General features: G+C 66.9%; 22 protein-coding genes. 6 read left to right on the top strand and 16 right to left on the bottom strand.

From position 1 onward, the window contains the following. Window positions 1-855 (top strand): SDR family oxidoreductase, encoded by an 855-nt coding sequence (locus AAHS21_RS21315; RefSeq protein WP_342929560.1) that lies wholly within the window; start codon window positions 1-3, stop codon window positions 853-855. Window positions 856-868: 13 nt separating this feature from the next. On the opposite strand, the gene AAHS21_RS21310 is transcribed toward AAHS21_RS21315, so the two are convergent. The 5 genes from AAHS21_RS21310 to AAHS21_RS21290 all read right to left on the bottom strand — a co-directional run bounded on the left by AAHS21_RS21310 (window position 869) and on the right by AAHS21_RS21290 (window position 7,004). After that, window positions 869-2,485, bottom strand: coding sequence for an AMP-binding protein (locus AAHS21_RS21310; RefSeq protein ID WP_342929559.1), 1,617 nt, complete (start codon window positions 2,483-2,485; stop codon window positions 869-871). After that, the gene (fadD4, locus tag AAHS21_RS21305; RefSeq protein WP_342929558.1) at window positions 2,485-4,002 is read right to left on the bottom strand and encodes a fatty-acid--CoA ligase FadD4; all 1,518 of its coding nucleotides are present in this window, start codon (window positions 4,000-4,002) and stop codon (window positions 2,485-2,487) included. The genes AAHS21_RS21310 and fadD4 overlap by 1 nt, the downstream gene beginning before the upstream one ends. Window positions 4,003-4,011: 9 nt before the next feature. Then, window positions 4,012-4,509: an OB-fold domain-containing protein gene (locus tag AAHS21_RS21300; RefSeq protein WP_342929557.1), complete on the bottom strand. Its 498-nt coding sequence runs from the start codon at window positions 4,507-4,509 to the stop codon at window positions 4,012-4,014. 227 nt (window positions 4,510-4,736) lie between these two features. Then, window positions 4,737-5,666 carry a hypothetical protein gene (locus AAHS21_RS21295; protein WP_342929556.1) on the bottom strand — a complete coding sequence of 310 codons (930 nt, stop codon included), beginning with the start codon at window positions 5,664-5,666 and terminating at the stop codon, window positions 4,737-4,739. A gap of 138 nt (window positions 5,667-5,804) precedes the next feature. Next, entirely contained in the window at window positions 5,805-7,004 is a 1,200-nt protein-coding gene (locus AAHS21_RS21290; RefSeq protein ID WP_342929657.1) for an amidohydrolase family protein, read from the bottom strand. Window positions 7,005-7,112: 108 nt separating this feature from the next. Here AAHS21_RS21290 and AAHS21_RS21285 point away from each other — a divergent pair, with 108 nt between their 5' ends. Both AAHS21_RS21285 and AAHS21_RS21280 read left to right on the top strand, forming a co-directional pair. Next, window positions 7,113-7,421 (top strand): acyl-CoA synthetase, encoded by a 309-nt coding sequence (locus AAHS21_RS21285; protein WP_342929555.1) that lies wholly within the window; start codon window positions 7,113-7,115, stop codon window positions 7,419-7,421. A 41-nt stretch (window positions 7,422-7,462) separates the two neighbouring features. Then, window positions 7,463-8,818 (top strand): TetR/AcrR family transcriptional regulator, encoded by a 1,356-nt coding sequence (locus AAHS21_RS21280; RefSeq protein ID WP_342929554.1) that lies wholly within the window; start codon window positions 7,463-7,465, stop codon window positions 8,816-8,818. Here AAHS21_RS21280 and AAHS21_RS21275 read toward each other — a convergent pair. The 4 genes from AAHS21_RS21275 to AAHS21_RS21260 all read right to left on the bottom strand — a co-directional run bounded on the left by AAHS21_RS21275 (window position 8,795) and on the right by AAHS21_RS21260 (window position 13,120). Further along, the gene (locus tag AAHS21_RS21275; RefSeq protein WP_342929553.1) at window positions 8,795-9,484 is read right to left on the bottom strand and encodes a TetR/AcrR family transcriptional regulator; all 690 of its coding nucleotides are present in this window, start codon (window positions 9,482-9,484) and stop codon (window positions 8,795-8,797) included. The two genes, AAHS21_RS21280 and AAHS21_RS21275, sit on opposite strands and share 24 nt — an antisense overlap. Continuing rightward, the gene (locus AAHS21_RS21270) at window positions 9,481-10,710 is read right to left on the bottom strand and encodes a CoA transferase (protein ID WP_342929552.1); all 1,230 of its coding nucleotides are present in this window, start codon (window positions 10,708-10,710) and stop codon (window positions 9,481-9,483) included. Before AAHS21_RS21270 ends, AAHS21_RS21275 begins: the two co-directional genes overlap by 4 nt. Then, window positions 10,710-11,906: a cytochrome P450 gene (locus AAHS21_RS21265; protein WP_342929551.1), complete on the bottom strand. Its 1,197-nt coding sequence runs from the start codon at window positions 11,904-11,906 to the stop codon at window positions 10,710-10,712. Before AAHS21_RS21265 ends, AAHS21_RS21270 begins: the two co-directional genes overlap by 1 nt. Window positions 11,907-12,208: 302 nt before the next feature. Next, on the bottom strand, window positions 12,209-13,120 hold the full coding sequence (locus AAHS21_RS21260; RefSeq protein ID WP_342929550.1) for a TIGR03619 family F420-dependent LLM class oxidoreductase: 912 nt from the start codon (window positions 13,118-13,120) through the stop codon (window positions 12,209-12,211). Between AAHS21_RS21260 and AAHS21_RS21255 the strand changes: the two genes are divergently transcribed. Continuing rightward, the gene (locus AAHS21_RS21255; protein ID WP_342929549.1) at window positions 13,004-13,771 is read left to right on the top strand and encodes a pyridoxamine 5'-phosphate oxidase family protein; all 768 of its coding nucleotides are present in this window, start codon (window positions 13,004-13,006) and stop codon (window positions 13,769-13,771) included. The genes AAHS21_RS21260 and AAHS21_RS21255 overlap by 117 nt on opposite strands. 22 nt (window positions 13,772-13,793) lie before the next feature. Further along, the gene (locus AAHS21_RS21250; protein ID WP_342929548.1) at window positions 13,794-14,132 is read left to right on the top strand and encodes a hypothetical protein; all 339 of its coding nucleotides are present in this window, start codon (window positions 13,794-13,796) and stop codon (window positions 14,130-14,132) included. A gap of 56 nt (window positions 14,133-14,188) precedes the next feature. Here the strand turns inward: AAHS21_RS21250 and AAHS21_RS21245 are convergent, their stop codons facing one another. From AAHS21_RS21245 to AAHS21_RS21225, 5 genes are all read right to left on the bottom strand, one after another. After that, window positions 14,189-14,974, bottom strand: a complete 786-nt coding sequence (locus AAHS21_RS21245; protein ID WP_342929547.1) for an enoyl-CoA hydratase/isomerase family protein — start codon at window positions 14,972-14,974, stop codon at window positions 14,189-14,191. Window positions 14,975-15,031: 57 nt separating this feature from the next. Next, the gene (locus tag AAHS21_RS21240; protein ID WP_342929546.1) at window positions 15,032-15,778 is read right to left on the bottom strand and encodes an enoyl-CoA hydratase-related protein; all 747 of its coding nucleotides are present in this window, start codon (window positions 15,776-15,778) and stop codon (window positions 15,032-15,034) included. Window positions 15,779-15,815: 37 nt separating this feature from the next. Beyond that, entirely contained in the window at window positions 15,816-17,096 is a 1,281-nt protein-coding gene (locus AAHS21_RS21235; RefSeq protein WP_342929545.1) for a MaoC family dehydratase N-terminal domain-containing protein, read from the bottom strand. Window positions 17,097-17,108: 12 nt separating this feature from the next. After that, window positions 17,109-17,960 carry a mycofactocin-coupled SDR family oxidoreductase gene (locus AAHS21_RS21230; protein WP_342929544.1) on the bottom strand — a complete coding sequence of 284 codons (852 nt, stop codon included), beginning with the start codon at window positions 17,958-17,960 and terminating at the stop codon, window positions 17,109-17,111. 222 nt (window positions 17,961-18,182) lie between these two features. Next, entirely contained in the window at window positions 18,183-19,697 is a 1,515-nt protein-coding gene (locus tag AAHS21_RS21225) for a long-chain fatty acid--CoA ligase (RefSeq protein ID WP_342929543.1), read from the bottom strand. Between the two features lie 91 nt (window positions 19,698-19,788). Here AAHS21_RS21225 and AAHS21_RS21220 point away from each other — a divergent pair, with 91 nt between their 5' ends. Next, entirely contained in the window at window positions 19,789-20,790 is a 1,002-nt protein-coding gene (locus AAHS21_RS21220; protein WP_342929542.1) for an acyl-CoA dehydrogenase family protein, read from the top strand. 39 nt (window positions 20,791-20,829) lie between these two features. Here the strand turns inward: AAHS21_RS21220 and AAHS21_RS21215 are convergent, their stop codons facing one another. Both AAHS21_RS21215 and AAHS21_RS21210 read right to left on the bottom strand, forming a co-directional pair. Then, the gene (locus AAHS21_RS21215; RefSeq protein WP_342929541.1) at window positions 20,830-22,011 is read right to left on the bottom strand and encodes an acyl-CoA dehydrogenase family protein; all 1,182 of its coding nucleotides are present in this window, start codon (window positions 22,009-22,011) and stop codon (window positions 20,830-20,832) included. A gap of 28 nt (window positions 22,012-22,039) precedes the next feature. Next, complete coding sequence (locus AAHS21_RS21210; RefSeq protein ID WP_342929540.1) at window positions 22,040-24,370, bottom strand: acyl-CoA dehydrogenase family protein; 2,331 nt, start codon at window positions 24,368-24,370, stop codon at window positions 22,040-22,042. Window positions 24,371-24,464: the final 94 nt, after the last annotated feature.

Genomic DNA, 24,464 nt, shown 5'->3' with positions numbered 1-24,464 from the left:
ATGGCACTGCCGGCTCCTCCCCCGCTGGGCACCGCGATGCTGCCGCCGAACACCTACGCCGGTCAGGTCGTTGTCGTCACCGGCGGCGGCACCGGACTGGGCCGTGCGATGGCCGTCGAATTCGCCCGCCTGGGTGCGGCTGTCGTGGTGGCCAGCCGCAAACCGGACCATCGTCAGGTGGGGTGCCGGGCCGTCGAGCAGGTCGGCGGCACAGCGCTCGGTGTTGCGCTGGACGTGCGCGACGCCGACGCGGTCGCGGCGATGTTCGACACGGTCGAGCGCGATCTGGCACCCGTCGATGTGGTGATCAACAACGCCGCGGGCAACTTTCCCGTGCCCGCGGCCAGGATGAGTCCGGGCGCATGGCGCAGCGTCGTCGATATCGTGTTGACCGGAAGTTTCTTGTGCAGCAGGGAATTCGCCACTCGGGCGATCGCTCGGGGTGCTGCGGGCGCGGTGCTCAACATCGGTGCCACCTACGCGTGGACCGGCGGGCCGGGTACCGCCCATTCGGCTGCGGCCAAGGCCGGAGTCACCAACCTGACCCAGTCGCTGGCCGTCGAATGGGCGCCACACGGTATCCGGGTGAACTGCCTGGCGCCGGGCAAATTCCCCCACGATGACCTGCCGAAGGTGCTGCGGGCGCGCTCGACCCCTGAGCAGGATGCGGCCCGGATCCCCGGCGGGCGCGTCGGCCAACCGCATGAACTCGGTTGGGCGGCAACGTATTTGTGCTCGCCATACGCCGCATACCTCACAGGGCACACGCTGGTCTTGGATGGCGCGAACTGGTTGCGGCGCAGCCTGACCATGCCCGAATTCATTCCGATCGAACAGCAGCTGCCCGAGGGCTAGGCCACCCGGCGACTCATCGGCCGAAGTGAATCGCACGCAGGTCAGCCTTGCGGACCTTGCCCAGTGAGGTGCAGGGCAGTGATTCCACGATCACGAGTCGTTCGGGGCTCTTCTGCTTGGCCAGACCCGAGGCGGCGAAGTGGCGCCGCACTTCGTCGAGATCCAGGCGTGCTCCGGGTTCGAGCACCACGACGGCAGCGACCACGTCGCCGTAACGAGGGTCGGGGGCCGCCACCACCGCGCCTTCCCGCACTGACGGGTGGGCGTTGAGGACGTCCTCGACCTGGCCGGACGAAATCGTCTCCCCCGCCCGGATGATCACGTCCTTGATCCGATCGGTGATTGTCAGGCGACCTTCGGCGTCGAGGTGACCGAGATCGCCGGTCCGAAACCAGCCGTCGGGGGTGAATGCAGCCGCGTTGAGCACCGGATCGTGGTAGCCGATGAATTGGTCGGGGCCCTGCACCACGACTTCGCCGTCCTGGCCACACGGCACCAGTGTTCCGTCGGGACCCAGGATCCGCACCGAGGAGCCGCGCATCGGTGTGCCGTCGGTGCCCAGCCGTGCCGTGTCGGGATCCTCGGGATGCCCACCGGTGACCGTGGGATGCTCTGTGAGCCCATAACAGCGGTAGGTGGTGATGCCGGCGGCGGCGGCGCGTCGTCCCTGCTCGTCGGTGACCGTCGCGGCGCCGACCAGGAACTCGCGCAGGCTGGCCAATTTCTCCGCGGTGTCGCCGAGATCCAGTAGGCCCTCCAGGTGAAAGGGCGTTCCCGCGGTCGAGGTCACCCGGTAGCGGGCCACGATGTCGGCGGCCCGAGCCGGCTCCCAGCTGTCGACGAAGACCACGTGGGAGCCCGACATCAGCGGCCGTAGCAGTGAGCCGACACCGGCGATGTGGCCCGGCGGGAATGACACCAACTGAACATCGCCGGGCTTGCCGGCGATGAGGTCGGCCACGGTGGCCTGCTCGGCCAGCAGCGAGTTATGGGTGTGCCGAACCCCTTTGGGTGCTGACGTTGTTCCCGAGGTGTAGAGGAGCAGACAGACGTCGTCGGCCGACGGTGACGGCTCGGCATAGTCGGCCGACCGCGCAGGCAGTGTCGACCAGCCCAGATAGCCCTGGCCGGATTCGGCGCCGACGAGCACGGTGTGCTGCAGGGTGGCGATGCGTGCGTAGTCCTCGAGTCGGTCCAGATTCGACGTCGACCGGAGCGTCGCCGCCATGATCAGGACCTTGGCGGCGCTTTCGTCCAGGATGAAGCCGACTTCGTGTGGACCGTAGATGTGGATGATCGGGACCAGCACGGCCCCGCAGAGCAATACCGCCTCGTAGGCGATTGCGCACTCCAGGCGATTGGTCAGCTGGACCGCCACCGCGTCGCCGCACGCTACGCCCAGCCGCTGCAGCCCCGCCGCCACAGCCAGTGCCTGGCCGTGGATATCGGCGACACTGGACCTGGTCTCGGTTTGCCCGGTGACAAAAACCACCGGGCTCTCGCCATGCCGGGCTGCGCCATCGCGCAAGGCGTCGATGCAGGTGCGCGTCGAGTACCAGCCCTGGCGGTACCACTTGTCCCGTAACGGTGCGTAGTCGAACCCAGTCGACGGCGTGGCGTCGGTGACCATTAGGAGTACTTCTTGACCAGCTCGTGCTTGTAAAGCTTTCCGGTATCCGAACGAGGCAACTGCGCCTCAAACGAGATCGACCGCGGACACTTGAAGTGCGCCAGGCGTTCTCGAAGCCATGCCAGGAGTTCTTGTGCGAACTCGTCGGTGGCGTCGGTGGCATCGACGGTTTGCACGGCGGCTTTCACCGACTGACCCATCGACTCATCGGGGATGCCGAACACCGCGGCGTCGAGCACCCGCGGGTGGGTGATCAGCATGTCCTCGGCTTCCTGCGGATAGATGTTCACACCGCCCGAGATGATCATGTGGTGGCGCCGGTCGGTCAGGTAGAGGTAGCCGTCATCATCGACGTAGCCGACATCACCGACGGTCACCCATCCGTGGGCGTCGCGCGCTGCGACGGTCTTCGCCTCGTCATTGAGATAGGTGAACGGATGCCCGCCCTCGTAGTAGATCTCACCGGTATGGCCGGGCGGAAGTTCATTGCCGTTCTCGTCGAGGATGTGGGGGGCGCCGACCAGCGGTTTGCCCACCGCCCCGGGGTGGGCCAACCAGTCTTGCGCCCGGATGAACGAGGCGCCGACAGCCTCCGAGGAGGCGTAGTACTCATCGACGATGGGCCCCCACCATTGAATCATCTGATGCTTGATAGCGACCGGGCACGGCGCAGCGGCGTGGACCACGCGCTGCAGGCTCGAGACGTCATACGAATTGCGCACGGAATCAGGGAGTCTGAGCATCCGGACGAACATCGTGGGAACGAACTGGCCGTGCGTGATCTGATGACGCTGGATGGCGTCCAACGCCTGTTCGGCGTCGAATTTCTCCATCACCACAGTGGTGCCGCCCAGCGCCTGCACCGACATAGACCAGAATGACGGGGCGGTGTGATACAGCGGTGCCGGGCTCAAATACACCGACTGGTCATCGATGCCGACCGCGTTCAGCAATGGGGTCAAGATGTTGGGGGCCTCGACCGGAGGCAGGTGCGGCAGCTCGCGCCGGATTCCTTTGGGGCGTCCGGTGGTTCCCGAGGAGTACTGCAGCAGGTCGCCTTCCCGCTCATCGGCGATCGGAGTGTCGGGCTGGTCGGCGACACAGTCGGGATAGCGCAGCCAGCCCTCGAGTTGGTCGTCGGCCAGGATCCTCAGCTCCGGCAGACCGTTGCGGAGGTGTTGGGCCAGTTCGCCACACACCTGCCGGAGCGCTCGCGAGCCGATGACCGCGGTTGCGCCGCTGTCGGTGACGATGTAGGCGGCTTCGGCCGCGGTCAGATGGGTGTTGATCAGTGCGTAGTACAGACCGGCGCGCCGCGCCGCCCACATCACCGCGTGCACGTGCTCGTTGTTCTCCATGAGCACCGCAATGGTGTCGCCCTCGCGCAGGCCCGCCTGGCGGAAGTAATGAGCCAGCCGGTTGGCTCGCGCCTCGAGTTCCGCGAAGCTGAGCCGGATACCGGACGGGTGCAGAACTAATGCCGTCTTGTTCGATTCGATCCAGTCACGAATCTGCATGCGCTCAACTCAGTGGTCGTTGCCGCGGTGACCGACCTCGGCTGGACGCACCGGTCGGAACAACGGAATCCACACCCGGCTCTCGTCATCGCCGGTTCCCGTCGGCCAGTCTTCGAAGAACACCCCGACCTCAAGGCCGACGTGGACGTCCTCGACCGCGATGTCCACGACGTTAGTGATCAAGCGGACATCGGGCTCGTCGGCCAGCTCGACTATCGCGACGACGTAGGGCGGTTCGAAGCCGGGAATCCAGGGCTGACGGTTGATGGTGTAGGCGGCCACCGTGGCGCGGCCGGAGACCTTCTCCGGGGCGACGTCGAAGCTTCGGCAGCGCCAACAGACCGGTCCGGGCGGGTGGTAGAAGTGTCCGCAGCCGTGGCAGCGGAAGATCCGCAACTCGCCGTCGCGCCCGCCGGTCCAAAACGGGGTTGATTCGGCCGTCGGAGTTGGGGCCAAACGCAATTGGGGCCGCCGATACGGCGAGCCGACGGTCGCGGGGTCAGTCACGGTGACTCCGCGTGGTGATTCTGTGGTCGGACATGATCTGTGGCCCTCCGGTTGATCGGGGTGGTGAAGGTGCGGTGTCACACCGTGGTGAAGTAGACGACGATTCCCAGCAGGACGATGCCGAGCAGGCAGCCGCCGACGAGACAGATCGTCTCCGTGCGCAATTCACGTCGCGACGACGGGGGCAGGAAGGTCATGGTTCCTCGTTTCGCAGCATCGGACGGTGGTCAGGGAACATAGATGCTGTCGTTGCCGGTGATGATCCGCATCAGCACCAGCGGTGCGACGAGCATGACGAAGAAGCTGACCTGGAACACGACGAACCAGGACGCGAAACGGGCAAGTTCGAACTTCCAGCGCGGGATGGTGACCTCGTAGTCCAGTAGGTCGTCGTATTCCTGCTGCTTACTGCGGCGCTGAGCAGCCGGCGCCAACGTCGCCGTAGCGGCGTGGGCGGAGCTCAGCGCCGCGGGGCACGTGCCGGTCTGCGCCGGTGTGGGTTGGAGCCGGGTGAATCGCTCGAGGCGAAGGAAGCGCTCGAAGTGATTGAGCCCGCGCACTGGTGGCTTGCCGGCCCAGTAGGCGATCAGATTGGGCCAGAAGCACATCAGGCCGATGGTCCACAGCAGCGTGATCTGCCCTCCGTTGGCGAATCGGAGCACCGGCCCCATCCCGGGGTCGTAAGTCCACCATCCCATCTTCGCGGCGATGCCTTCCACGAAGAAGTCCCACGCGTAGTTGACCGGGATCGCAAGCACGAGAATCGCTTTGAGCATGCTCCAGCCGAACGTTTTGGCCAGCAACTGGCCCAGCCACAGCACCACCAACGCGTGCACGGTCCAATACACCGCGTAGGCGAACGGCATGAACAGCGGATCGTGGGGGGTTTTCAGCGGAAGCCAGTCCAGCAGGTGGTGCGTTCGGAACGTGGGGCTGTACACCAGTTCCTGACCCCAGTCGCCGATCGTCTCCATCCAGTACACCAGCATGCTGTTGATCAGGAACAGAAATCCCCAGGTGAGCCGGCGCCGGCGGACGGAGTCAACCACTGCCAGGACAATGATCAGACCGCCGACGATGGGCATCACCCAGTTGAAGAACCACGTGCCCGCCGGGGCGACGAGCGCTGGCGGCGTTGGAGTTTCGGCTAAGGCCACACGACCTCCCGCCTTCGGTCCATCACGGTCGAGATAGATAACTTAGTTGACGTTATCAGCAGCATCGCCGGTGGGGAAGCGCCGCGGCGTGCATCGACGTTCCCGGCCACTGCCGGCCCGACATCGGCCGAGCACCGGCTAGGCCGACAGGACCGCCTCCCGGACCGGCACCCGGGGGAAGTTGAGCATCCGGCGGGCATTCTCCTCGACGATCAGTGCACATTCGTCGTCGGGAACCTCGGCGAGCACCTCGGCGGCCCGCTTGCGCGAGTTCGGCCAGGTGGAGTCCGAATGCGGGAAGTCGATCTCCAGGGTGATGCGGTCCACGCCGATCGCGTGCCGGTTCTTCAACCCGTGCTCGTCGTCGATGAAACAACCCCAGAAGTGCTTGCGGAACAGGTCCGATGGGCGGGCGTCGAAGTCGATCGGCTGGTAGTAGCGATGGCGCTCCCACACGTAGTCCGTGCGCTCCAGGATGTAGGGCACCCAGCCGATGCCGCCTTCGGCCAGCGAGAACTGCAAGTCCGGGAACTGCTGCAGCTTGCCGGAGAACAGCAGGTCGACGGTCGTCCACATCAGGTTGGTGGCGAACAGGGTGATCGCCACCGCGAACGGCGCGTCGGGCAGTGCCGCCGCTAGACCCGGTTCGGGCTTCATCGCGGAGAACGAGAAGCCGGGCACATACGCGCCGGAACCGAAGTGCAGCGAGACCGGCATCTTGGCATCGGAGCACACACGCCACAGGTCGTCCCAGTGGTCGGAGTGAAACGACGGCAGGCCCAGCGGCACCGGACTGTCGGGGAAGGACACCGTGCGTGCGCCCTTCGCGGCCACCCGCTGCGCCTCGGCGACCGAGGCAGCGGCATCCCATACAGGCAGGATCGCCAGCGGGATGTAGCGCTCGGGCGCCGTCGCACACCATTCGTCGATATAGAAGTCGTTCCAGGCCTGAACGCAGAGCAACGCCAACTCCTTGTCCTCGGCGCGGATGAATGTGCCCCCGCCGAAGCCGGGGAACGACGGGAAGCACAGCGCGGCCTGCACGCCGTCAAGATCCATGTCGGCGATCCGCGCGACGGGGTCGTAACAGCCCGGGATCATGTCCTCGTAGCGAACCGGATCGATGCCCCACTCCTCCCGCGGCTTGCCGGCCACGGCATTGAGCCCGATGGTCGGGAAGACCTGACCGTCGTAGGACCACAGGTGCTGGCCGTTTTGCTCGATGATCCGCGGGCCAGCCTCGCGGTATTTCCGCGGCAGCCGGTCCTGCCACACACGGGGATGTTCGACGAGGTGGTCGTCGACCGACACGATCTGGTGACTGTCCTGTAGCGGCATCGGTGCCTCCGAGTTCTGACGCATCGTCTTATTTTCTGACGTTTCATCTCACACCGTATATGATGCAGACCACACCCGCAAAGAGCTGAGAGGCAGAACATGTCCGGGATGCAGGAGAGGTCGTCGCCCGACGGTGGCGCCCGCGAAAAGATCGACGAAGACGACCACGACCTGCTCACGTTCGGGGAGGCCGGCGAACGGCTGCGGGTAGAGATCTCCGCGACCGCCGCCCGGGTCGCTGAACTGCAGCACCTCGGTGACCGCGATGAGTTGGCCACGGCGACGGCGCGGCTGGCTGCTTTGCGCGTGGCGGCCAAGCGCAATGCGGCCGACCCGATCAACGATGCCAACTTCGAGTCGTTTTTCGGTTACCCCGGCAAAGCCAAGCGCACCGCGCCGCCGCCGGCCAGTGGCTGAATGGCCCATCGTCGCCTCCTTTCGGCGATGATGGGGCTGCGATGGAAAGTCCGCAGAGGGTGCGCCGCCCGGGATACGCGCCGACCAACCCCGCGGTCGGCCGCCGGGGCATCCACACCCGCGAACAGATCGTGGCCCGCGCGGGACAGCTGTTCGTCGAACACGGCTATCACGGCACCTCGATCGATGCGATTGCCAAAGCCGTCGGCGGGTCGCGCGCCACGATCTATCAGTACTTCGAAAGCAAGGACGACATCTTCCGGGAACTGGCCCGCCAGTGCGAACCCGCGGTGCTCGAGCACGCCGCCTGCCTTGGCCGGCTGAGCCCCGATGCCGCCGGTATGCGCAGCCTGCACCAGTGGCTGACCGAGTGGGCACAGCTGTACGACAAGTACGCGATGGTGTTCTTGGAGTTTCCGGGCATCGGCGCGATCGAAGGCCTGCCCCAGACCGAGGCGACCGCGGTGTCGGGCCAATATGCCGACCTGATCACCGGCAAGCTGCGCGACGCGGGTATCGGCGGCATCGAGCCTGCCGATGCCGCCGCCGCTCTGCTGCGCATCGCGCACATGGTCAACCTGTACAGGTTTCGCGGGATGTTCGGCCTGTCCTCGGCCGCCCGCACCACGGACTCGCTGACCGTCGCGATGCAGCTGCTGCTCTTCCCCGAGACACCCGCCAATGCCATTGCCGAAGTAAGCGCTGCGCCGACAGGCCCCGCTGCCGTCCGCGATGAGCCTGCGGCACCGGCGCCCACGACGCCCGACGAACCTGATCCGTTCAACGTGTCGCCGATCCGTCAGGACGTGCTCTCGGCGAGTTCGGTGCTGTTCAACGAGCGCGGGTACTACTCGGTGTCGATGGAGGATATCGCCGCGGCGGCCTCGATCAGCCGCGCGACGTTGTATCGGCATTTCAGCACCAAGGTCAAGATCCTCGAGGAGCTCACCGGCTGGGCGGTTCTGCAAGGCGGGCACCTGTCGGCGGAGCTCTACGAGCTGGCCCGCACCGGCATCGACGTCGACGCGCTGCATTCCTGGCTGGGCCGCTACGTCCATTTCCACCGCAGCTACAGCGGCGTCATCCGCGCCTGGTACGACGGGACCTTGGCCCAGCAGCTCGCCGGTGACGCGGTGGTCCGCGGCATGGGCGGGTTCCATCTTGCGGTCACCGCGCTGCTAGAGGGCCTGCAGCTGCCGCCCGGCATTGACCGTTCGGTGGCTGCCGCCGTGTTCTTGTCGGTGCTGGGGCGGATGACGGAGCTGTCGATGACGCGACGGCGCAACGTCAGCGACTACGACACCGCGAACCTGATGCTGTTGGTGCTACAGCGCGCGCTTTTGGGTGATCTGGAACCCCGGGGCCGGCACCGCTCACCCGAGCCCACGCCGGCGTAGCCATTCACTGAGATTCTCCAGCGCCTCGGTTGCCGCTGATACCGTTTGTTCGACCTCGCGGGCATGGGACAGGAATTCACCGCCTACCCCGCCCCTGGCCTCCAGCGCTGGAATGATGAACTGCCGGAAGCGTTTACGCACCGAGGCTTCGGAGCGGTCGACCTCCTCGGCGGCCAGGTAAGTCTGCTCGACGAGGAAATCGACCAGGTCGTCGAGCCCGACATCGGTGCGGATCTCGCCGCGCCGCTGGCCCGCCTCGAGCACGGGGCCCATCACCCGCACTGCCGACTCGTGCACGCGTGGGTGGTGCACCGATGCCGAGTGGCGGGCGATCAGGGCGACGATGGCCGGATCGGTGGGCAGCTCGCGGGCGGTGTAGATCAACGCCGCCTCGATCTTGGCGAACGCTCCGTTCTTGGTGCGCACCAGGTGATCCACGGCCTGGATGTGACGCTCGGCGCGCAGCATTGCCACTTGGATCAGCAGCTCGGAGACGCTGCCCAGCTGCCGAAAGGCGGTGGCCCTGGACACCCCGGCCCGCTGTGCGACGGCTTCCATGCGCAGCCCGTCGACGCCGTGCTCATCGACTTCGACGTCGCCGGCGCGGGTGAGCCGCGCCCGAACGGAACCGTCGTCACTGCGATCGGCCTGGGCAACAGCCGTCATGTGATCGCGCCGGCGACCTTCAACTCGATGAGCGCGTCATCGTCGAATCCGAGTTCGCGGAGCACGTCATCAGTGTGCTCCGCGAACTGCGGTGCGCGGGTCAACGACAGCGCCGCGCCGTCGAACTTGACCGGATTGGCCACCAGTTTCTGCGGCTGCCCGTCGGAGTCGACGATGTCGACGATGCGCCCATTGGCGATCAGCGCCTCGTCGTTGCCGACATCCCAGCCATCCTGCACGGCGGCCCAGGCACCGGTCCCCTGCTTGAGCCGCCGCACACACTCGTCGAAGGTTCGCGACCCGATCGCGTGGGCGACGATATCGCAGGCCGCCTCTGCGTTTTCGGCCAGTGATTCCAGCGAGCTGAACCGCGGGTCGGTAGCGTATTCGCCGCAGCCCATCAGGTCGCAGAATTCGGGCCAGTATCGCGTCGGCTGCAGCATCGACAGCTGAATGAACCGCCCGTCACCGGTGCGGTAGTTGCCCGTCAACGGGTTTCCGGGGGCCTGGGTTCTGGTGTCGAGCTTGGGCAGATGCCCACCGCTGAGCAAGGCCAGGTTCACGCTGAACTGAGTCGCCCAGGCACCGACGGCCAGCAGCGACACATCGAGCACCGATGGCTGTCCGGTGACCCGCCTTCCGTACAGCGCGGCAGCAACCCCGCCGGCAATGGACAGTCCGCCGATGTTGTCGCCGTAGGCGCCCGACGGCATGAAGGCGACCCTGTCAGCATCGGCGGGTGTCACGCCGTTGGCACTGCCGCCGCGGGCCCAGTACGCCGTGGCGTCGTAGGCACCGGTGTTGCGATCGGGCCCATCCATGCCGTATCCGCTGCCCACGACATAGATGATGTCGGGATTGATCTTGCGGACGTCCTCGACGTCGATGCGCAGCTTGGCCCGGACATCGGGCAGATAGTTGGTCAGGAACACATCGCTTCGGCGGATCAGCTCCTCGAGGATGGGCCGCGCCTCGGCGGTGGTCAGTCCCAGGCCGACGCTGCGCTTACCGCGGTTGGGCGCCTCCATGATGGGTGCGAACGACGATCCGGGAGCGGTCACCGCGCGACCGAGGACCTTGACCAGTCCGCGCTGAGCGTCGCCGGTGACGGGGTTTTCGACTTTGATGACGTCAGCACCCCAGTCGGCCAGGACGGCACCCGCGGAGGGGACGAAAGTGAACTGAGCGACTTCCAGGACGCGGACGCCGTCGAGCGGGCGCTGCATCAGCGCCCCCAGACCAGCGGCAGCGTTTCGATCCCTAACTGGCCGCCCGTTTCGGTCAGGTCGGCCCCGGCGGCGAGCCGGTAGTCGGGGATCCGTTTGTGCCACTCCTCCAGGGCGATCTTGAGTTCGCGGCGGGCCAGATGCGAGCCCAGGCAGCGGTGCGGTCCGGCGCCGAATCCGATGTGGTTGTTCGGCTTTCGGGTGATGTCGACGATCGAGGCGTTCGGGAACGCAGCGTCGTCGCGGGTGGCGGCATTCAGCGGGATGCACACCATGTCACCGGCTTTCATCGGACATCCCTGTATCTCAACGTCTTTCATGACCTTGCGGGCCGGGATCACGATGGCGTAGGCACGCAGGAACTCTTCGACCGCAGTCGGGATCATGGCGGGATCCGCGACGATCCTGGCGCGGTCGTTGTCGTGGCCGGCCAGGTGCCAGAACGTCCAGCCTAGCGTCACCGATACGGTGTCGAGCCCGGCCATGAACATCAGCAGGCAGAACGACAGCAGGTCGGCGTCGGTGACCGGCTGGCCGTCGATCTGGTAGTCCAGGGCCTTGCTGACGATGTCGTCGCGCGGCTGCTCGCGGCGCTCGGCGATGAGAGTAAAAAATCGACCCATCACCGCCATCATCGCTTCGAGTTGCTTCTGCTGACGTTCTTCGTCGCTGCCACCGGCGTGCAGGATGTCGTGTTCCCACGCCATGAACTGGTCGAGCTCGTCGACGGGCAACCCCATCATTTCCAGGAAGATCGTGGTCGGGAACCGTTGGGCGAATTCGGCCATGAAGTCGCAGCTGCCGCGCTCGGCGATCCCGTCGATCAATTCGACGGCGCGCTGGCGGATCTTGCCGTCGAGGCGTTCGACTGCTCCCGGCGCGAACAACGGCGCGAGTTGGTGGCGCCATTGCTTGTGTTCATCGCCGTCGAGCATTTCCGGGATCCACTTGTACGGCGGATTCGGTTCGTAGGCAACGACGACGCTGTTGGAGAAGGTCTCCGGGTCCTGCATGACCTGCAGGATTCCCTGGTAGTTGACCATGGTCCAGAATCCGGGCCCGAACTCGTTGCGGAACCACGGAAATCGTGACCGCAACTCGTCATAGGTGTCCAGCCATGTCCCGGCCGGCTTGGTCTCGGTGTAATCGAAGTTCAGCGTCGGACATTGCTCGGCGTGTCGCTGGACCGTTGTCACGACAATCCCCTCTCTGCGATAGTCATTGATATTAGTCGCATTGATGCGACTATGAGCCGTTACAGTATCAGCAATGGTGCGCTGGTGTCGAGATCCAGATCACATCGACCCCTAGGCTGTGGCGACCCCGACACCGCCACCGTGCCCACAACGACCCACCGATACCCGGATGGCCTGCGAGCACCAGTCGTCAACCGCCCCAGTGGGGTTCATCCGATCGGTCGGCCGCGGCTGCGGGAACTGGCGACCAGATCTCGTCCATACCCTCGGGGCCGCCGGCCATGGCCTCGTGGTAGGCGGAGTCAGTCGCCGAGGAGGCAGGACAGTGTCTGGATGTCGGCGCGGAAGTCGGTCAGGGTCCTGCTGGCCGGCTCGAGGGTGATCCATGTGACCCCGGCGGCGGCGTAGGCCGACAGTTTGGGCTGCACTGCCGAGCAGAACGCGTCGCATCCCTGCGCGAGCAGAGCGGCCTCAAACGGCATGAACGCCACATCGGCGGCCCCGCGGCCGCGTTCGGCGCGCCGTGCGTTCACCTCGGCGATCCAGTCGGCCAGCACATCGATCTGTTCGAGCGCGCGGGCGCGGGTGATCTCAGCGAACTCCCCTGAGGCAGCCATCGGAATCCAGCCGTCGGCGACCTCGACCACACGCCGGCGCGCAGCCCCGCCGTTACCTCCGATCCAGACCGGGGGTCCGCCCGGTGTGCGGGGTAACGGGAGAGCGACATGATTGGCCACGCCGAACTCCCCTCCCAGGTGCTCTTGGCCGGCCCAGGTGCGTTTCCAGGCCTCGATCGCCTCGTCCATCAGCTGGCCACGACGGGGGAATTCCGCTCCGAGCGCGTCGAATTCGCTCTTGAGGTATCCCGCAGCCGTGCCGAGGGTGAATCGACCGCCGGAGAGCACGTCCAGGCTGGCCGCGGCCTTGGCGGCCAGATACGGATTGCGGTAGCCAGCGACCATCACAAAGGTGATGACGCGCAGTGTTCGGGTGGCCGCCGCGGCGAAGCTCAGGGAGACGAACGGGTCGAAGGCGTGGTGGCCCCCGTGGGCGAGCCAGTCGTTGTCCGGGTATGGATGCTCGCTCATGGAAAACCCGTGGAATCCCGCGTCTTCGACCAGTTTGGCGATCTCACCGATACTTGCGCCTTCCGACCAGCGGTCCCAGCGCTTGACCGCCCGCATGGGGAACAGCAGGTTGAACTTCAACGTCATCGTTTCCTCACCGCCGCCATGGCCGCGCCGGGGTTGGGTATCTACATCGGCCGGCGCCCCGACGTTCCCGGCCGCGACCGGGACGCGTTGGATATAGTCAACCATATAGCTATTTTGGACAACATCGGATTGGGAGTTCCCGTGATCGCGGACAACACCGCCCAGCCCAACCCCGGGACCGACTTGTCGCCCATGGCTGCATCACCGGATGTCACCGACTTCCTGTGCAGCCACCATCGCGCGTTTCTGTTTTGCCGAGACGCCGCCGGTGAACCCACCGGGTATGCGATGCGCACGGTCGCGTATCGGGGCGGTGAGCTGCTTTTTGCCACGTATACGAAAAGCGCCAAAGTGAGGAACATGCGCGCCCGGCCCGAAGTCGCCTGCCTCGTGCAGTCGGGGCCGGAGCACACCGCCTCGTGGGTATCCGTTCGTGGGCGTGCCGCGATCTATCTACCGGCGCGCGACGAAGTCGACGCCCTGATGACCTCGGCGTCTTCTGATGCGCGAGTTCCCGACGCGGTCGTGGCGACGGTCCGGGACCGGCTGATCAGCGGGAAGCGCTGCATCATTCGAGTCGCCGTCGAAAAGGTTGTTGCCAGTAACCTTGCGGCGGCGCGCGAATTCGGCGGCGACGGTGCAACGCCGTGAGATTCGACGCGGACCGACGCCTATGTCGCCCCGCGAGCTCGACGCGTTCCTCGAGGGCCGGCCGACCGGGGCGATCTGCTTCGACGACGACAGTGGGGCGTTGGTGGCGCTGCCGGCCGCGGTGGTCGATGGGTCCGCGCGAGAGGGCGAACTGCACGCGTACGTGGCCGGGACCGTTTGCATCGGCAGGGATTTCCCCGCTTGCCTGGTCGCAGACAGTTTTACGAGCTACGCCGCGATCCGGGGTGTCATCGCGCAGGGTGCTGTGTCGAGCGCGACAGCCGGCGTGCACGCCGACACGCTGGTCTGGCTGCGGCTCAATCGAGTTCGCACCTTCTCCTTCGCCGACGCGGTCCGATGATGCGATCACCGTCGCGGTCAGCCGGGCCCGGCTCACGCCGATCCGAGCACCCTCCCTCATCGCCGTCGCGACGTTTTCTTGTTGGCCCGGGAGTCGGTCTGGCCCTCGCCGGCGTTGCCGATGTGGGTGTAGTACAGACCGTGGCGCTGCGCGAGGCTGGGCGGCAGGTCCCGTGCCTCCCACATGGCCCGTACTGTGCCCTGGATGGTCTGGGGTCGCCGCGTGGCGATCTCGGCGGCCAATTCGGCAGCGCGGCTTAGCAGTTGGTCGTCGGGAACGATCTCGGTCACCAGACCGATCCGCAGCGCGGTCTGGGCGGTGATCCGCTCCTCACTGCCGAGCAGCGCCCACCGCATCACGTCGCCGTAGGGTAGGCCGAGCGCGAGCATGCCCATGGGTTCCAGCGCGGAGACGACACCGGCGTTGGCGTGCGGATCGAAGAACTCGGTCGACTGCGCGCAGATGGCGAAGTCACATTCGTTGACGAAATACATTGCGCCGCCGGCAACCATACCGTGCAGGGCGCCGATTACCGGCTTCCACACCTTGTATGCCTTGGGCCCGAGCAGCGTGCCCGGGTCCTCTTGGTTGAAGATCGGCTTGTGATACCACCACGGGCCCTTGGACACGTCGATGCCGGTGCAGAACGCGCGATCGCCGTTGGCGCGCAGCACGGCAACGCGGATGTCGTCGTCATCGCGCACGGTGGCCCACACCGCCGCCATCTCGGTGGCCATCTGTTCGTTGAAGCTGTTGAGTTGACCGGGTCGGTTGAGGGTGACGGTGGCGACGTGGTCGGCCACGTCGAACTCGATGGTGTCCAGCGCGCCCAGATCTGTCATCGGTAGTCCTTGGTCGGGCCGACGCCGCCTGACGGCAGCTACGCCGGCGTATCAGGTTTACTTTGCCCGGTCTCTCGGGCCGCGACGAAACGCCCGCACGGCGCGTTGAAAATCATCGGTCTGCGTCAATGCCTGCTGCCCTTGGGCTTCCAGTACCTGGGCGCCTGTCAGGTCGGGCAGTGTCGCGCTCGTCAGTGCACGTTTGGTCCATCCGTATGACGTTGTCGGTCCGGCCGCCAGGGCCTGCAGCACCGACTCCACTTCGTCGTCGAATGCCTCGTCGTCGACAACGTGACTGATCATGCCCCAGTCGAACGCGTCGGTGGCCGGGATCTTTTCGGCCAGCAGGGCCATCCGGGCGGCGCGCGCCCGCCCGATCGCGGCGGGCAGTAACGCGGACGCCCCGCCGTCGGGCATCAGCCCGACCTTGGTGAAGGCGAGTTGGAAGAAGGCCGAGCGCGCCGCTATCACCAAGTCGCAGGACAGTGCCAGAGAACATCCGAAACCTGCTGCGGCGCCGCGCACCCCGGCCACCACCGGTTTCGGTAGCTGGGTGATTGCCTGGACCAACTCGTTGGCCGCGATCGCCGCGCCCTCGGTGTCGACCCCGCTCAGGTCGCCGCCGGCGCAGAACGCCTGGCCGGCACCGGTGAGCGCGACGACGCGCACCGCATCAGTGCTCGCCGTCGCGATCGCCCCGGTCAGCTCCCGCAGCATCGACGTGTTCACCGCGTTGCGCTTGTCCGGCCGGTCAAGCACGATGTGCAGGACCGAGGCGTCGGTGTGCGTAGTAACGCCGTTCATCGCTGCTGTTCGGCCGAAGGTGGTCTCATCGCGGCCGTCACTCCCCGTGCAGTCGGCGCATCTCCTCACCGACCTTGCCCGCCATCCGCGACACCACCTGCGCGCCGCGGCGACGCAGATCCTCGTCGGGCACCGGCAATACCACCGCACCGGTCTGTTTGGACGGCAACAGAACCTTCGCCGTCCCTTTGGTGGTGGCTTCGTCGCGCTGACTGATTCCCTTCACCTCCAGTGACACCGCGGTACCCGGCTCGTCGCCCTTGGCGGTGACCGTGCCCGTCATCCGGTGGGTGTCACCCATGTAGTTGAAGCCGCGCAGCTGCAGGTCCATTTCGGCCAGCCAGCCGTCATCACCGATCCAGTTGGTCAGCAAGTGGCTCACCCAGGCTGCCCGCATCTGCCCGTAGTCGTAGGGTGCGGGCAGTCCGAGGGCCTCTGCTCGGGCGGCATCCCAGTGCAGCCGCTGCACGACGTCGGGCACACCGTACTCGTCGGGCTGATAGAACGCCGGCATCCGCTGGCGCAGCTGGTGGGCGTACTTGAGGGGGCCGACGCCGTAACCTCCCCAGCCCCAACCCATGTGCATGCTGATGATGTCCACCACCGTGAGCGGTCCCTTCATCACCGACGGCAGCTCGTCACCGACGGCCACGTCCTCCCACCATTGCGGCTCGGCCCCGCGGCGCACCTCGGTATCATAGGCTTGTTCAACCTTGGTGAATTCCTCCTCAGTCCAGTGCTGCCGGGTGATGTGCGAGTACTTGCCGGACTTCTTCGAGCCCTGGCGTTCGGCGTTGATGTAGGACTCGTCGCGGGTGGCCAGCGGGTTGCCGTCGATATCGACATAGAGGTACCGAAAGGTCTCTTTGACCGAACGCCCACCCGAGAACTCGCTCTCCTTGACCTGCACATCGAGTGTGTAATTCTCCGCCAGCACCGGCCTGCCGGCGTAAATCGGCTGATACCAAGTCCATTTCACGCCGGCGTAGTACTTGCCGGTGCCGCGGAACAGGCCGCGGAACAGTTTCTTGCGTTCGGGATCGGTGAACCTGGGTGTCTGGTCTAGGCCCGTGCTGATCGGGAACGTCGGCGGGGCTATCTGTGCGTGCCAGCGTGTGGTGGCCCCGTAGCCGGGGTCGGTGAACAGTGGGTTGTCATCGCCGCAGCCGAACGCGAAATGGCTGATGGCATCGGCACTGGGCAGCCGGTTCCAGGCTTCGTCGCGCTGGTTGACCGGGATGCCGATCTGGGCCTTGGCCCGTGCAATGTCTTCGTCGGTGATGCGGCCCTCGACGGCGGCTGCTTCTGCGGTTGTCATCGTTTCTCCTTTTCAGAACTTCAGCATTGCTCCGGCGTCGACCTTGAACTGGCTGCCGGTGATGTAGCGCGATTCATCGGAGGCCAGGAAGCACACGACCTGGGAGATGTCCTCGGGCTCGACGTAGGGCACGGGCATGGCTTGCATGGCCGGAAATGCCAGCAGTGCGTCGTCGCGGGTGGGGTTCTCGAGATCGGGCCGGAACTGCTTGTACATCGGGTCGCTGTTGAGCATTCCGGTGTTGCAGTTGGTCGGGTGAATGACGTTGGCCCGAATCGACATTGGCGCCAGCTGGGCGGCGAGCTGCCGCGTGTAGGAATCCACGAGCTGTTTGGCGAAGCTGTAACCGGCCCCGCCCGGTCCGAGCGGGCCACCGCCGGCGGGCTGGCTGGCGGCGACGAGGCCGGCGATCGAGCCGGTGGTGATGATCGACGCACCGGACTTCAGGTAGGGCAGCGCCACGTGCATTGTGTTGACCACACCGACGAAGTCGACGTCGAACGCGTCGGCGAAGCCACTGATGGGAACATCGGCGCCGAGCGGGCAGATTCCGGCGTTGGCCACGACGACGTCGAGGGTGCCGCCGAGTTCGGCGACGGCGTTGGCCAGTTCCCGGGTCAGTGCCGAGCGGTCGCGGACGTCGACCTCGGCGGTGACGGCCCGCCGGCCGGTCTTCTCGACTTCCAGGCCCGCCTCGGTGAGGTCGTGTGGTGTGGCCAACGGATATTTGTTGGTGTCGATGTCGTGGCAGATGTCGAAAAGAATGATGTCGGCACCCTCTTCGGCGAGTTTGACTGCGTGGCTGCGTCCCTGGCCGCGCGCGGCGCCGGTGATCAGAACGACTTTGTCGCGTACTCTTCCCATTTGTCAGGGTGCCTTCCAGATCGATTGCCGCTTCTCGGCGAACACCGTCAGCCCGTCCCTTGCGGTGCTCGTCACGACATCTCCATGATCGTCGCACCGACTCGGTCGTGGGCACCCATAGCCGACCGAGCCGCGAATACCGTTGTCGCGCCGGATGATGACTGTGTGTGGCATAGGTTTTCTCCGTAGGGCTGGATTCAACAGGACCGTTAACGACCGGGTTCAGGTGGCCGCGGTCGGCCTCGACGATCGCAGGTCGTCGAGCATCTCGGTGAGCCTGCGCCGATCGACCTTCAATGCGGCGCCGCGCGGCAACTCGCCGACGACGAAGATCTGGGCAGGCACTTCATACGGCGTCAGGATCGACCGGCAGTGCGCCCGCAACTCCTCGGGGGTCACCGAGGCGCCGGCGCGCAGTTCCACGGCGGCGAGCGGGATTTGACCCAGCCGAGGGTCGGGCAGCCCGGCCACCGCGGCGTCGTGCACAGCCTCGTGACGTCGCAGCGCCTGCACCACCGTCGCCGGCGCGATCTTGAACCCGCCCCGCAAGACCACGTCGTCGGCACGGCCGTCGATGTACAAGAACCCTTCGTCATCGAGGTGCGCCAGATCGCTGGTGGTGACCCAGCCATCACCGGATCCGCTGACCTGTGGCGAGGCGACCTGCAATCGGCCGGTTCGCCCGGACGCCAGCACCGCGCCGTCGTCGTCGATCACCTGCAGACGTACCCCGGGGAACGCCCGCCCGACACTGCCCTTCTTGTCGGTCCAGCGGGCGTGGAAATCCTTCAGCGTCCATCCCGCGACGGCGCCGGAGAACTCGGTGGCGCCGTATACGATCAGGATCGGGATGCCGTATCGCTGCCAGAAAGCGTCCACCAGCGCCGGATCGACGGGGCTGGTGCCGGCATTGATCGCGCGGACGCTGGCCAGATCCTCGCGGGGTATGTCCGCGTCCAGGACCGCTCGGATCGCCGGTGGCGGCAATCCGACCAGCGCGGGCCGGTGTTCTTTGACCGCGGCGTGCCAGCCCGCGACGGTGAAGCGTTCCAGCAACGCGAATCGGCGCGCCGAGACCAGCGATTGCAGCAGCCCCCACAGGCCGCCGATGTGGACGATGGGCAGGGTCACCAGGGCGACAGCGCCCGTCAGTGGTGCCTTGGCGCGGACTTCGGGACGCTCGTTGTGCTGTAGCGCCGCAGCCAGGGACGCCTCGAGTTGGGAGCGAGTGAGCGGGACGCGCTTGGGTGGCCCGGTGGTGCCGCTGGTCAGCATCTCGATCGCGACGTCGGGATCGCCGGGCACCGGCTGGCGGCTGGCCTGCGCGCGCGGTGTTACCGCGTCGCCCTCCACAGACCACCCTGCCACACCCAGATCGGTGACCACTTTGCTGAATTCAGTGTTGGACCAGAGGTTTTCGGGGGCCAGAACATAACCGGCGCCGGTCGCGGCCAAATCGGCGCTGAGCCGTCCGGGGGGCTGCAGCGGGCTGAGGGTGACCAGTGTGCGGGAGGCGCGCAGTATCGCCAGCAGCGCCGCGACCGACTCGACGCGGTTGCCGAACACGACCGCGACCCGGCCGCCGGGACCGCAGCCGGCCGCGGAGAGCTCGCGGTCGATGCGTTCGGTCAGTGACCTGACGTGTCCCCAGGACGCCCAGCGCCCGTCGCACTGCACCATCGCGGCGGCATCGTCGGCAGTCCACAGCCGTGCCAGCGCTTCGGGGAGGCTCGTCATCGTCTGTGTCCTTGCTCGGTTCGGTGCGACGTCCGGTTCCCCGAAGATAAACGACATGGTTTACTAGGTCAACCTACTGGGAAGGACCGACATGGACTTTGGGCTCTCCAGTGAGCAACAGCAGCTCGCCGAAGCCGAACGGTCTTGGCTCACACGCAATGATCCGATCCCACGGGCGCGCGCGCTGCTCGATAGCTCCCCGGTCACCATCGACCCGAAAGCGATATCCCACGCCGCCGGGGCCGGGTTGTTGGCGCTGTTGACGCCCGAGGTGAACGGCTGTCACGTGGATGTGGCGGTCCTGGCCGAGGCCCACGGCTACGCGGCGAGCTCGCTGCCGATCGCCGATCTGGCGATCGCGGCCTGGCTACTCGGGGTGTCCGGTGCTCCGCAGGCGCAGGCGGCAGCCGAGGGCGAGGCGCTGTTCGGCCTAACCCGCGCGCCGGCGACAGTGACCGGCCCGAGCAGTCCGGTCCCCATGGCGGCCGATCTGACGGGAGTCGTGGTCGTCGGCGAGGCGGACGAGGGTGACTACCTGTCCGTCATGACCAACCCGCGGCTGGATCCGATGTCGACGCTGGATCTGAGCCGGTCGTGGGCGCGTGTGGCCTTCGACCCGGGCGAAACCGGGCGGCTAGCGCTACCGTCTGGCACGGCCGGATTCGTCCGGGACGCACTGGCGGTTCACCGCGGTATGGATGCGCTCGGGGCGGCCTCACGACTGTTGGAGATGACCGTTGTCTACGCCGGTCAGCGCCAGCAGTTCGGCGTGCCGATCGGTTCATTCCAGGCGGTCAAACACCATTGCGCGAATATGGCGCTCGCTGTGGAGGCTGGCCGGTCGACGCTGTGGGCGGGCGCGCTGGCGCTCGACACCACCGCACCCGCGGCGCAGCGATCGCGCGCCGCGTCCTCGGCCGCGGCCTACGCCAAAGCCGCGGCGGCCGAGGTTGCCGGGACCGCGCTGCAGGTGCACGGCGGTATCGGCTTCACCTGGGAGCACGATCTGCACCTGTTGCTGCGGCGGATCAAGGTCGACGAGGCGATGGACGGCACCGTGGCCGAGCATCGCGCTGCGCTGGTCGCCGTCTAGGCCCCGTGGCGGAGGGGCCCTCGCCCGGCGAGCAACTGGTTACCGTGGCAGGCCGAGCCCGCGCTCGGCGATGAGATTGCGCATGATCTCACTGCTGCCACCGGCGATGGTGAAGGCACGGGCATAAAGCCACTCGTCTTGCCAGCGCCCGCTGTCGAGCACGTCGGGGTCACCGCCCACCAGGACACCGTCCTCCCCCGCCAGGTCGACGGCGAAGGTTGCGATGGCCAGGTTCAGTTCACTGAACATCAGCTTGGCCATCGCGGCGTCGTGCATGCGCTCGGTGCCGCGGGTCCATCGGGTGATGTTGGCGTAGGTCAGCGCCGAAAGGGCGTCCACCTCAGCGGTGAACATCCCGATCTGGTCACGGACCCGGTCGCTGTCGAGGGCGCGGCGGCCGTCGATGGTGACCCGGCGGGCCAGATCGGTCAGCGCTTCCACCGCCAGTCGCAACTTGACCACGATGGCGCCGACGTTGCTGCGTTCATGGGCCAGTGTGGAATTGGCGATCGCCCATCCCTGGCCGGGCTTGCCGATCATGTTCGCCACGGGGATCTCCACGTCGTCGAAGAACACTTCGTTGAAGTCCGAAGTCCCGGTGATCTCGCGTAGCGGACGCACTATGAGACCGGGTGTGGACATGTCGCAGATGAATGCGCTGATGCCTTTGTGCTTGGGGGCGTCGGCGTCGGTGCGGGCCAGCAGGTAACCGAACTGCGCCCAGTGCCCGTCGGTCGTCCACACCTTCTGGCCGTTGACGCGGTAGATGTCCCCGTCGAGCACCGCCTTGGTGCGCAGCGCGGCCAGGTCGCTGCCGGCGCCGGGCTCGGAGAACAGCTGGCACCACTTCTGCTGGCCCGCGCGGATCGCCGGCAGGTGCCGGCTGCGCTGCTCTTCTGTGCCGTAGGCGATCAGCGCCTGGGCGGCCAGCACGTTACCGCTGGGTAGGCCGGGCGCCTGCGCCCGCGCCAGCTCCTCGCCGACCACCACCCCGTGTTCAGTCGTCCAGCCGTCGCGGCCACCGTATTCGGCCGGCCAGTCCGCGCCGGCGTAGCCGGCCTGATAGAGCCGGGCCGCCCACTGATTGAGGAGTTCATTCTCGTGGGCGTCCTCGGCACTGCGGACGCCAGCGCGCGGCGGGATCGCCGGTGCATGCGTGGCGATGAACTGCCGTACCTCCGCGCGGAAGGCCTCCAGTTCCGGACCCGTCCCATATTCCATCGATCTACTGCCCTCCGTCAGCGAATCGTCATCGTGCCAATGCCCGTTCGAGGCGGCGTTCCTGCAATGGGGCCAGCAACTCGCGTGCGGCACGGTCGCGCAGCGCGTCGGCCCGGCCTACCGCCACGGCGTTGGCCTGGGCGCGGCGCAGCAGCAGATGGGCGGGGTGCTCCCAGGTGAAGCCGATCCCGCCGTGGATCTGAATGGTCGCTTCGGCGGCACTTACCGCGCCGTCCAGGGCTGCTGCGGCGGCCAGGTCGACCAGGCAGTCCGACTCGTCGCCGTCCAGATCGGCGTCGGCGGCGGCCTGCACCTGGCTTCGCGCACCTTCCAGGACGACGAGCATGTCGGCGCAGCGGTGCGAGATCGCCTGGAAGCTGCCGATCGACCGGCCGAATTGCTGACGTTCACCGGCCCAGGCAACCGCCATGCTCAGTGCGCGGGCCGCGACGCCGACCGAGTCGGCGGCCACGGCCAGCAGAGCCCGCCGCCGGGCGGCACGCAGACCGTGCCGAAGAGTGCCGCCGGTACACAGCGGCTGTCCGGTCGCGCCAGTGAGGGTCACCGAACCGATGGTTGCGGTCAGGTCCAGCGGCTGCTGCGCTGCGACGTGCACGCCCGCGATGCCGGGATCCACGGCGACGAGCAGTTCACCCTCGCCGCCCTCCGATCGGGCCACCACCAGCAGAATCTTCGCCACCGGGGCTCCGGCCACGACGGGCACGACCCCGGTGAGCCGCGAGCCGTCCCACACCGGCAGTTCGATACCGCTGGTGACCCAGCCGTCATCGTGGAGGGGCACCGCGAACGCGGCCGGAGCCCCGGCAGTGATCCGCCGGGCTATCGCAGTGGCGCCAGTCTGCACGGCGACGTCGAGGGCGATGACGGTGGGAACGAGCGGTGCGGGCACCAGCGCCGCGGCGGCCTCCTCGATGGCCGCGTACAGCAGCCGGGGCGCGGCGCCGGCGCCGCCCGCCGATTCCTCGACCGCCAACCCGGGCAGCCCGAAGTCGACCAGCGCCGACCACACCGCGGGGTCAGCGATGTCGAAGCGGCGCCCGGAGTCCAGCAGCGCGGTCACGTCGACACGCGCGCGCAGGGCCTTGGCCAGCACAGCGCGTAACTCGACTTCGCTGGGATCGGCCACGGCCAGCGGGGCGCCCGGAATGACGGCTGGGGCCCGGGTGCCCTCGCCACGGTGGGACGGCAGGCCCAGCACCGCCTCGGCGATGGTGTTGCGCTGGATCTCGGCGGTGCCCGCCCCGATGGTGGTGGCGCGGCTCATCAGGTAACCGTAGGTCCAGCGGCCGCCGTCTACGGCGTCGGCGGCACGGCTGCCCAGCGCGGCGTGCGGACCGCCGGCGCGCAGGGCCAGGGCATGCATGCGTTGCTCGAACTCCGACTTGACCAGCCGGTTGACCGAAGCGACCCCACCGGGATCCTCACCGCGCAGGACGGCCGACAGCGCCCGGGCGCTGTTGGCCGCGATGGCGCGCACGTCGGTCTCCAGTCGGGCGATGTGCTGGCGCACCAGCGGATCGGAGTCGAGCCCGCGGGTCACCAGCAGTCCGACCACCTGGTCGACCGTGCGGCGGTACCTGAACTCATCGGCGAGGAATGCCGTGGCACGTTCATGGCCCAGCGAGGTCCGCATGATCGACCAGCCCTGTCCTTCGACGCCGACACGATTGTTGACGGGAACCTCCACGTCGTCGAAGAACACCTCGGCGAAGTGCGCACCGCCGCTGATGTCGCGCAGCGGGCGCACGGTAATTCCCGGGCTGTCCATTGCGATCAGCAGGTAAGTGATGCCGTCGGTGCTGCGGCCGGCCGGCCCGGTGCGCACCAGCGCGAACATCCAGTCGGCGCGGTCGGCCATCGACGTCCACACCTTCTGGCCGGTAACCCGATAGATGGCGCCGTCGCGGACCGCACGGGTGGACAGTGAAGCCAAATCGCTGCCGGCGCCCGGTTCGGAGAATCCCTGACACCAGAATTCGTCGGCCCGCAGCAACGGCCGCAGGAACCGCTCCTTCTGCTCCTGCGAGCCGTGGGAGATCAGTGTCGGCGCGAGGATGAACGACAGCTGACACGGGTGTGGCGGCGCGCCGGCCGCCGTGGTCATCCGGTAGTAGTCGAGCTGTTCTTCGACGGAAAGCTCAAGCCCGCCAGCCGATTTGGGCCATCCCGGTGCGGCCAGCCCATGGTCCACGAGCTCAGCATGCCAGGCTCGCGCGGCTTCGACCCGGTCGATCTTGACCCCGCCGGCCTTGGCCTCGGACCTGAGCTCGGCCTGCCGGCGGACGTAGTCGGCAAGCAACACCTGGAGCCGGGGTCGCCACTCGGTGGACTGGTTCACGGAGAGACCTTACATAGTTAACTTGGTGTGTTATCTACTAGCAGTGTCATCATAATGGGTCTTTTTGGCAAGAAGCGGCGATCGTCCCCGGAGG

Source organism: Mycobacterium sp. 050272 (genome assembly GCF_039023525.1).
GTDB lineage: Bacteria > Actinomycetota > Actinomycetes > Mycobacteriales > Mycobacteriaceae > Mycobacterium.
The sequence above is the reverse complement of the archived record's forward strand: the minus strand, read 5'-3'. Positions and strand labels throughout refer to the sequence as shown.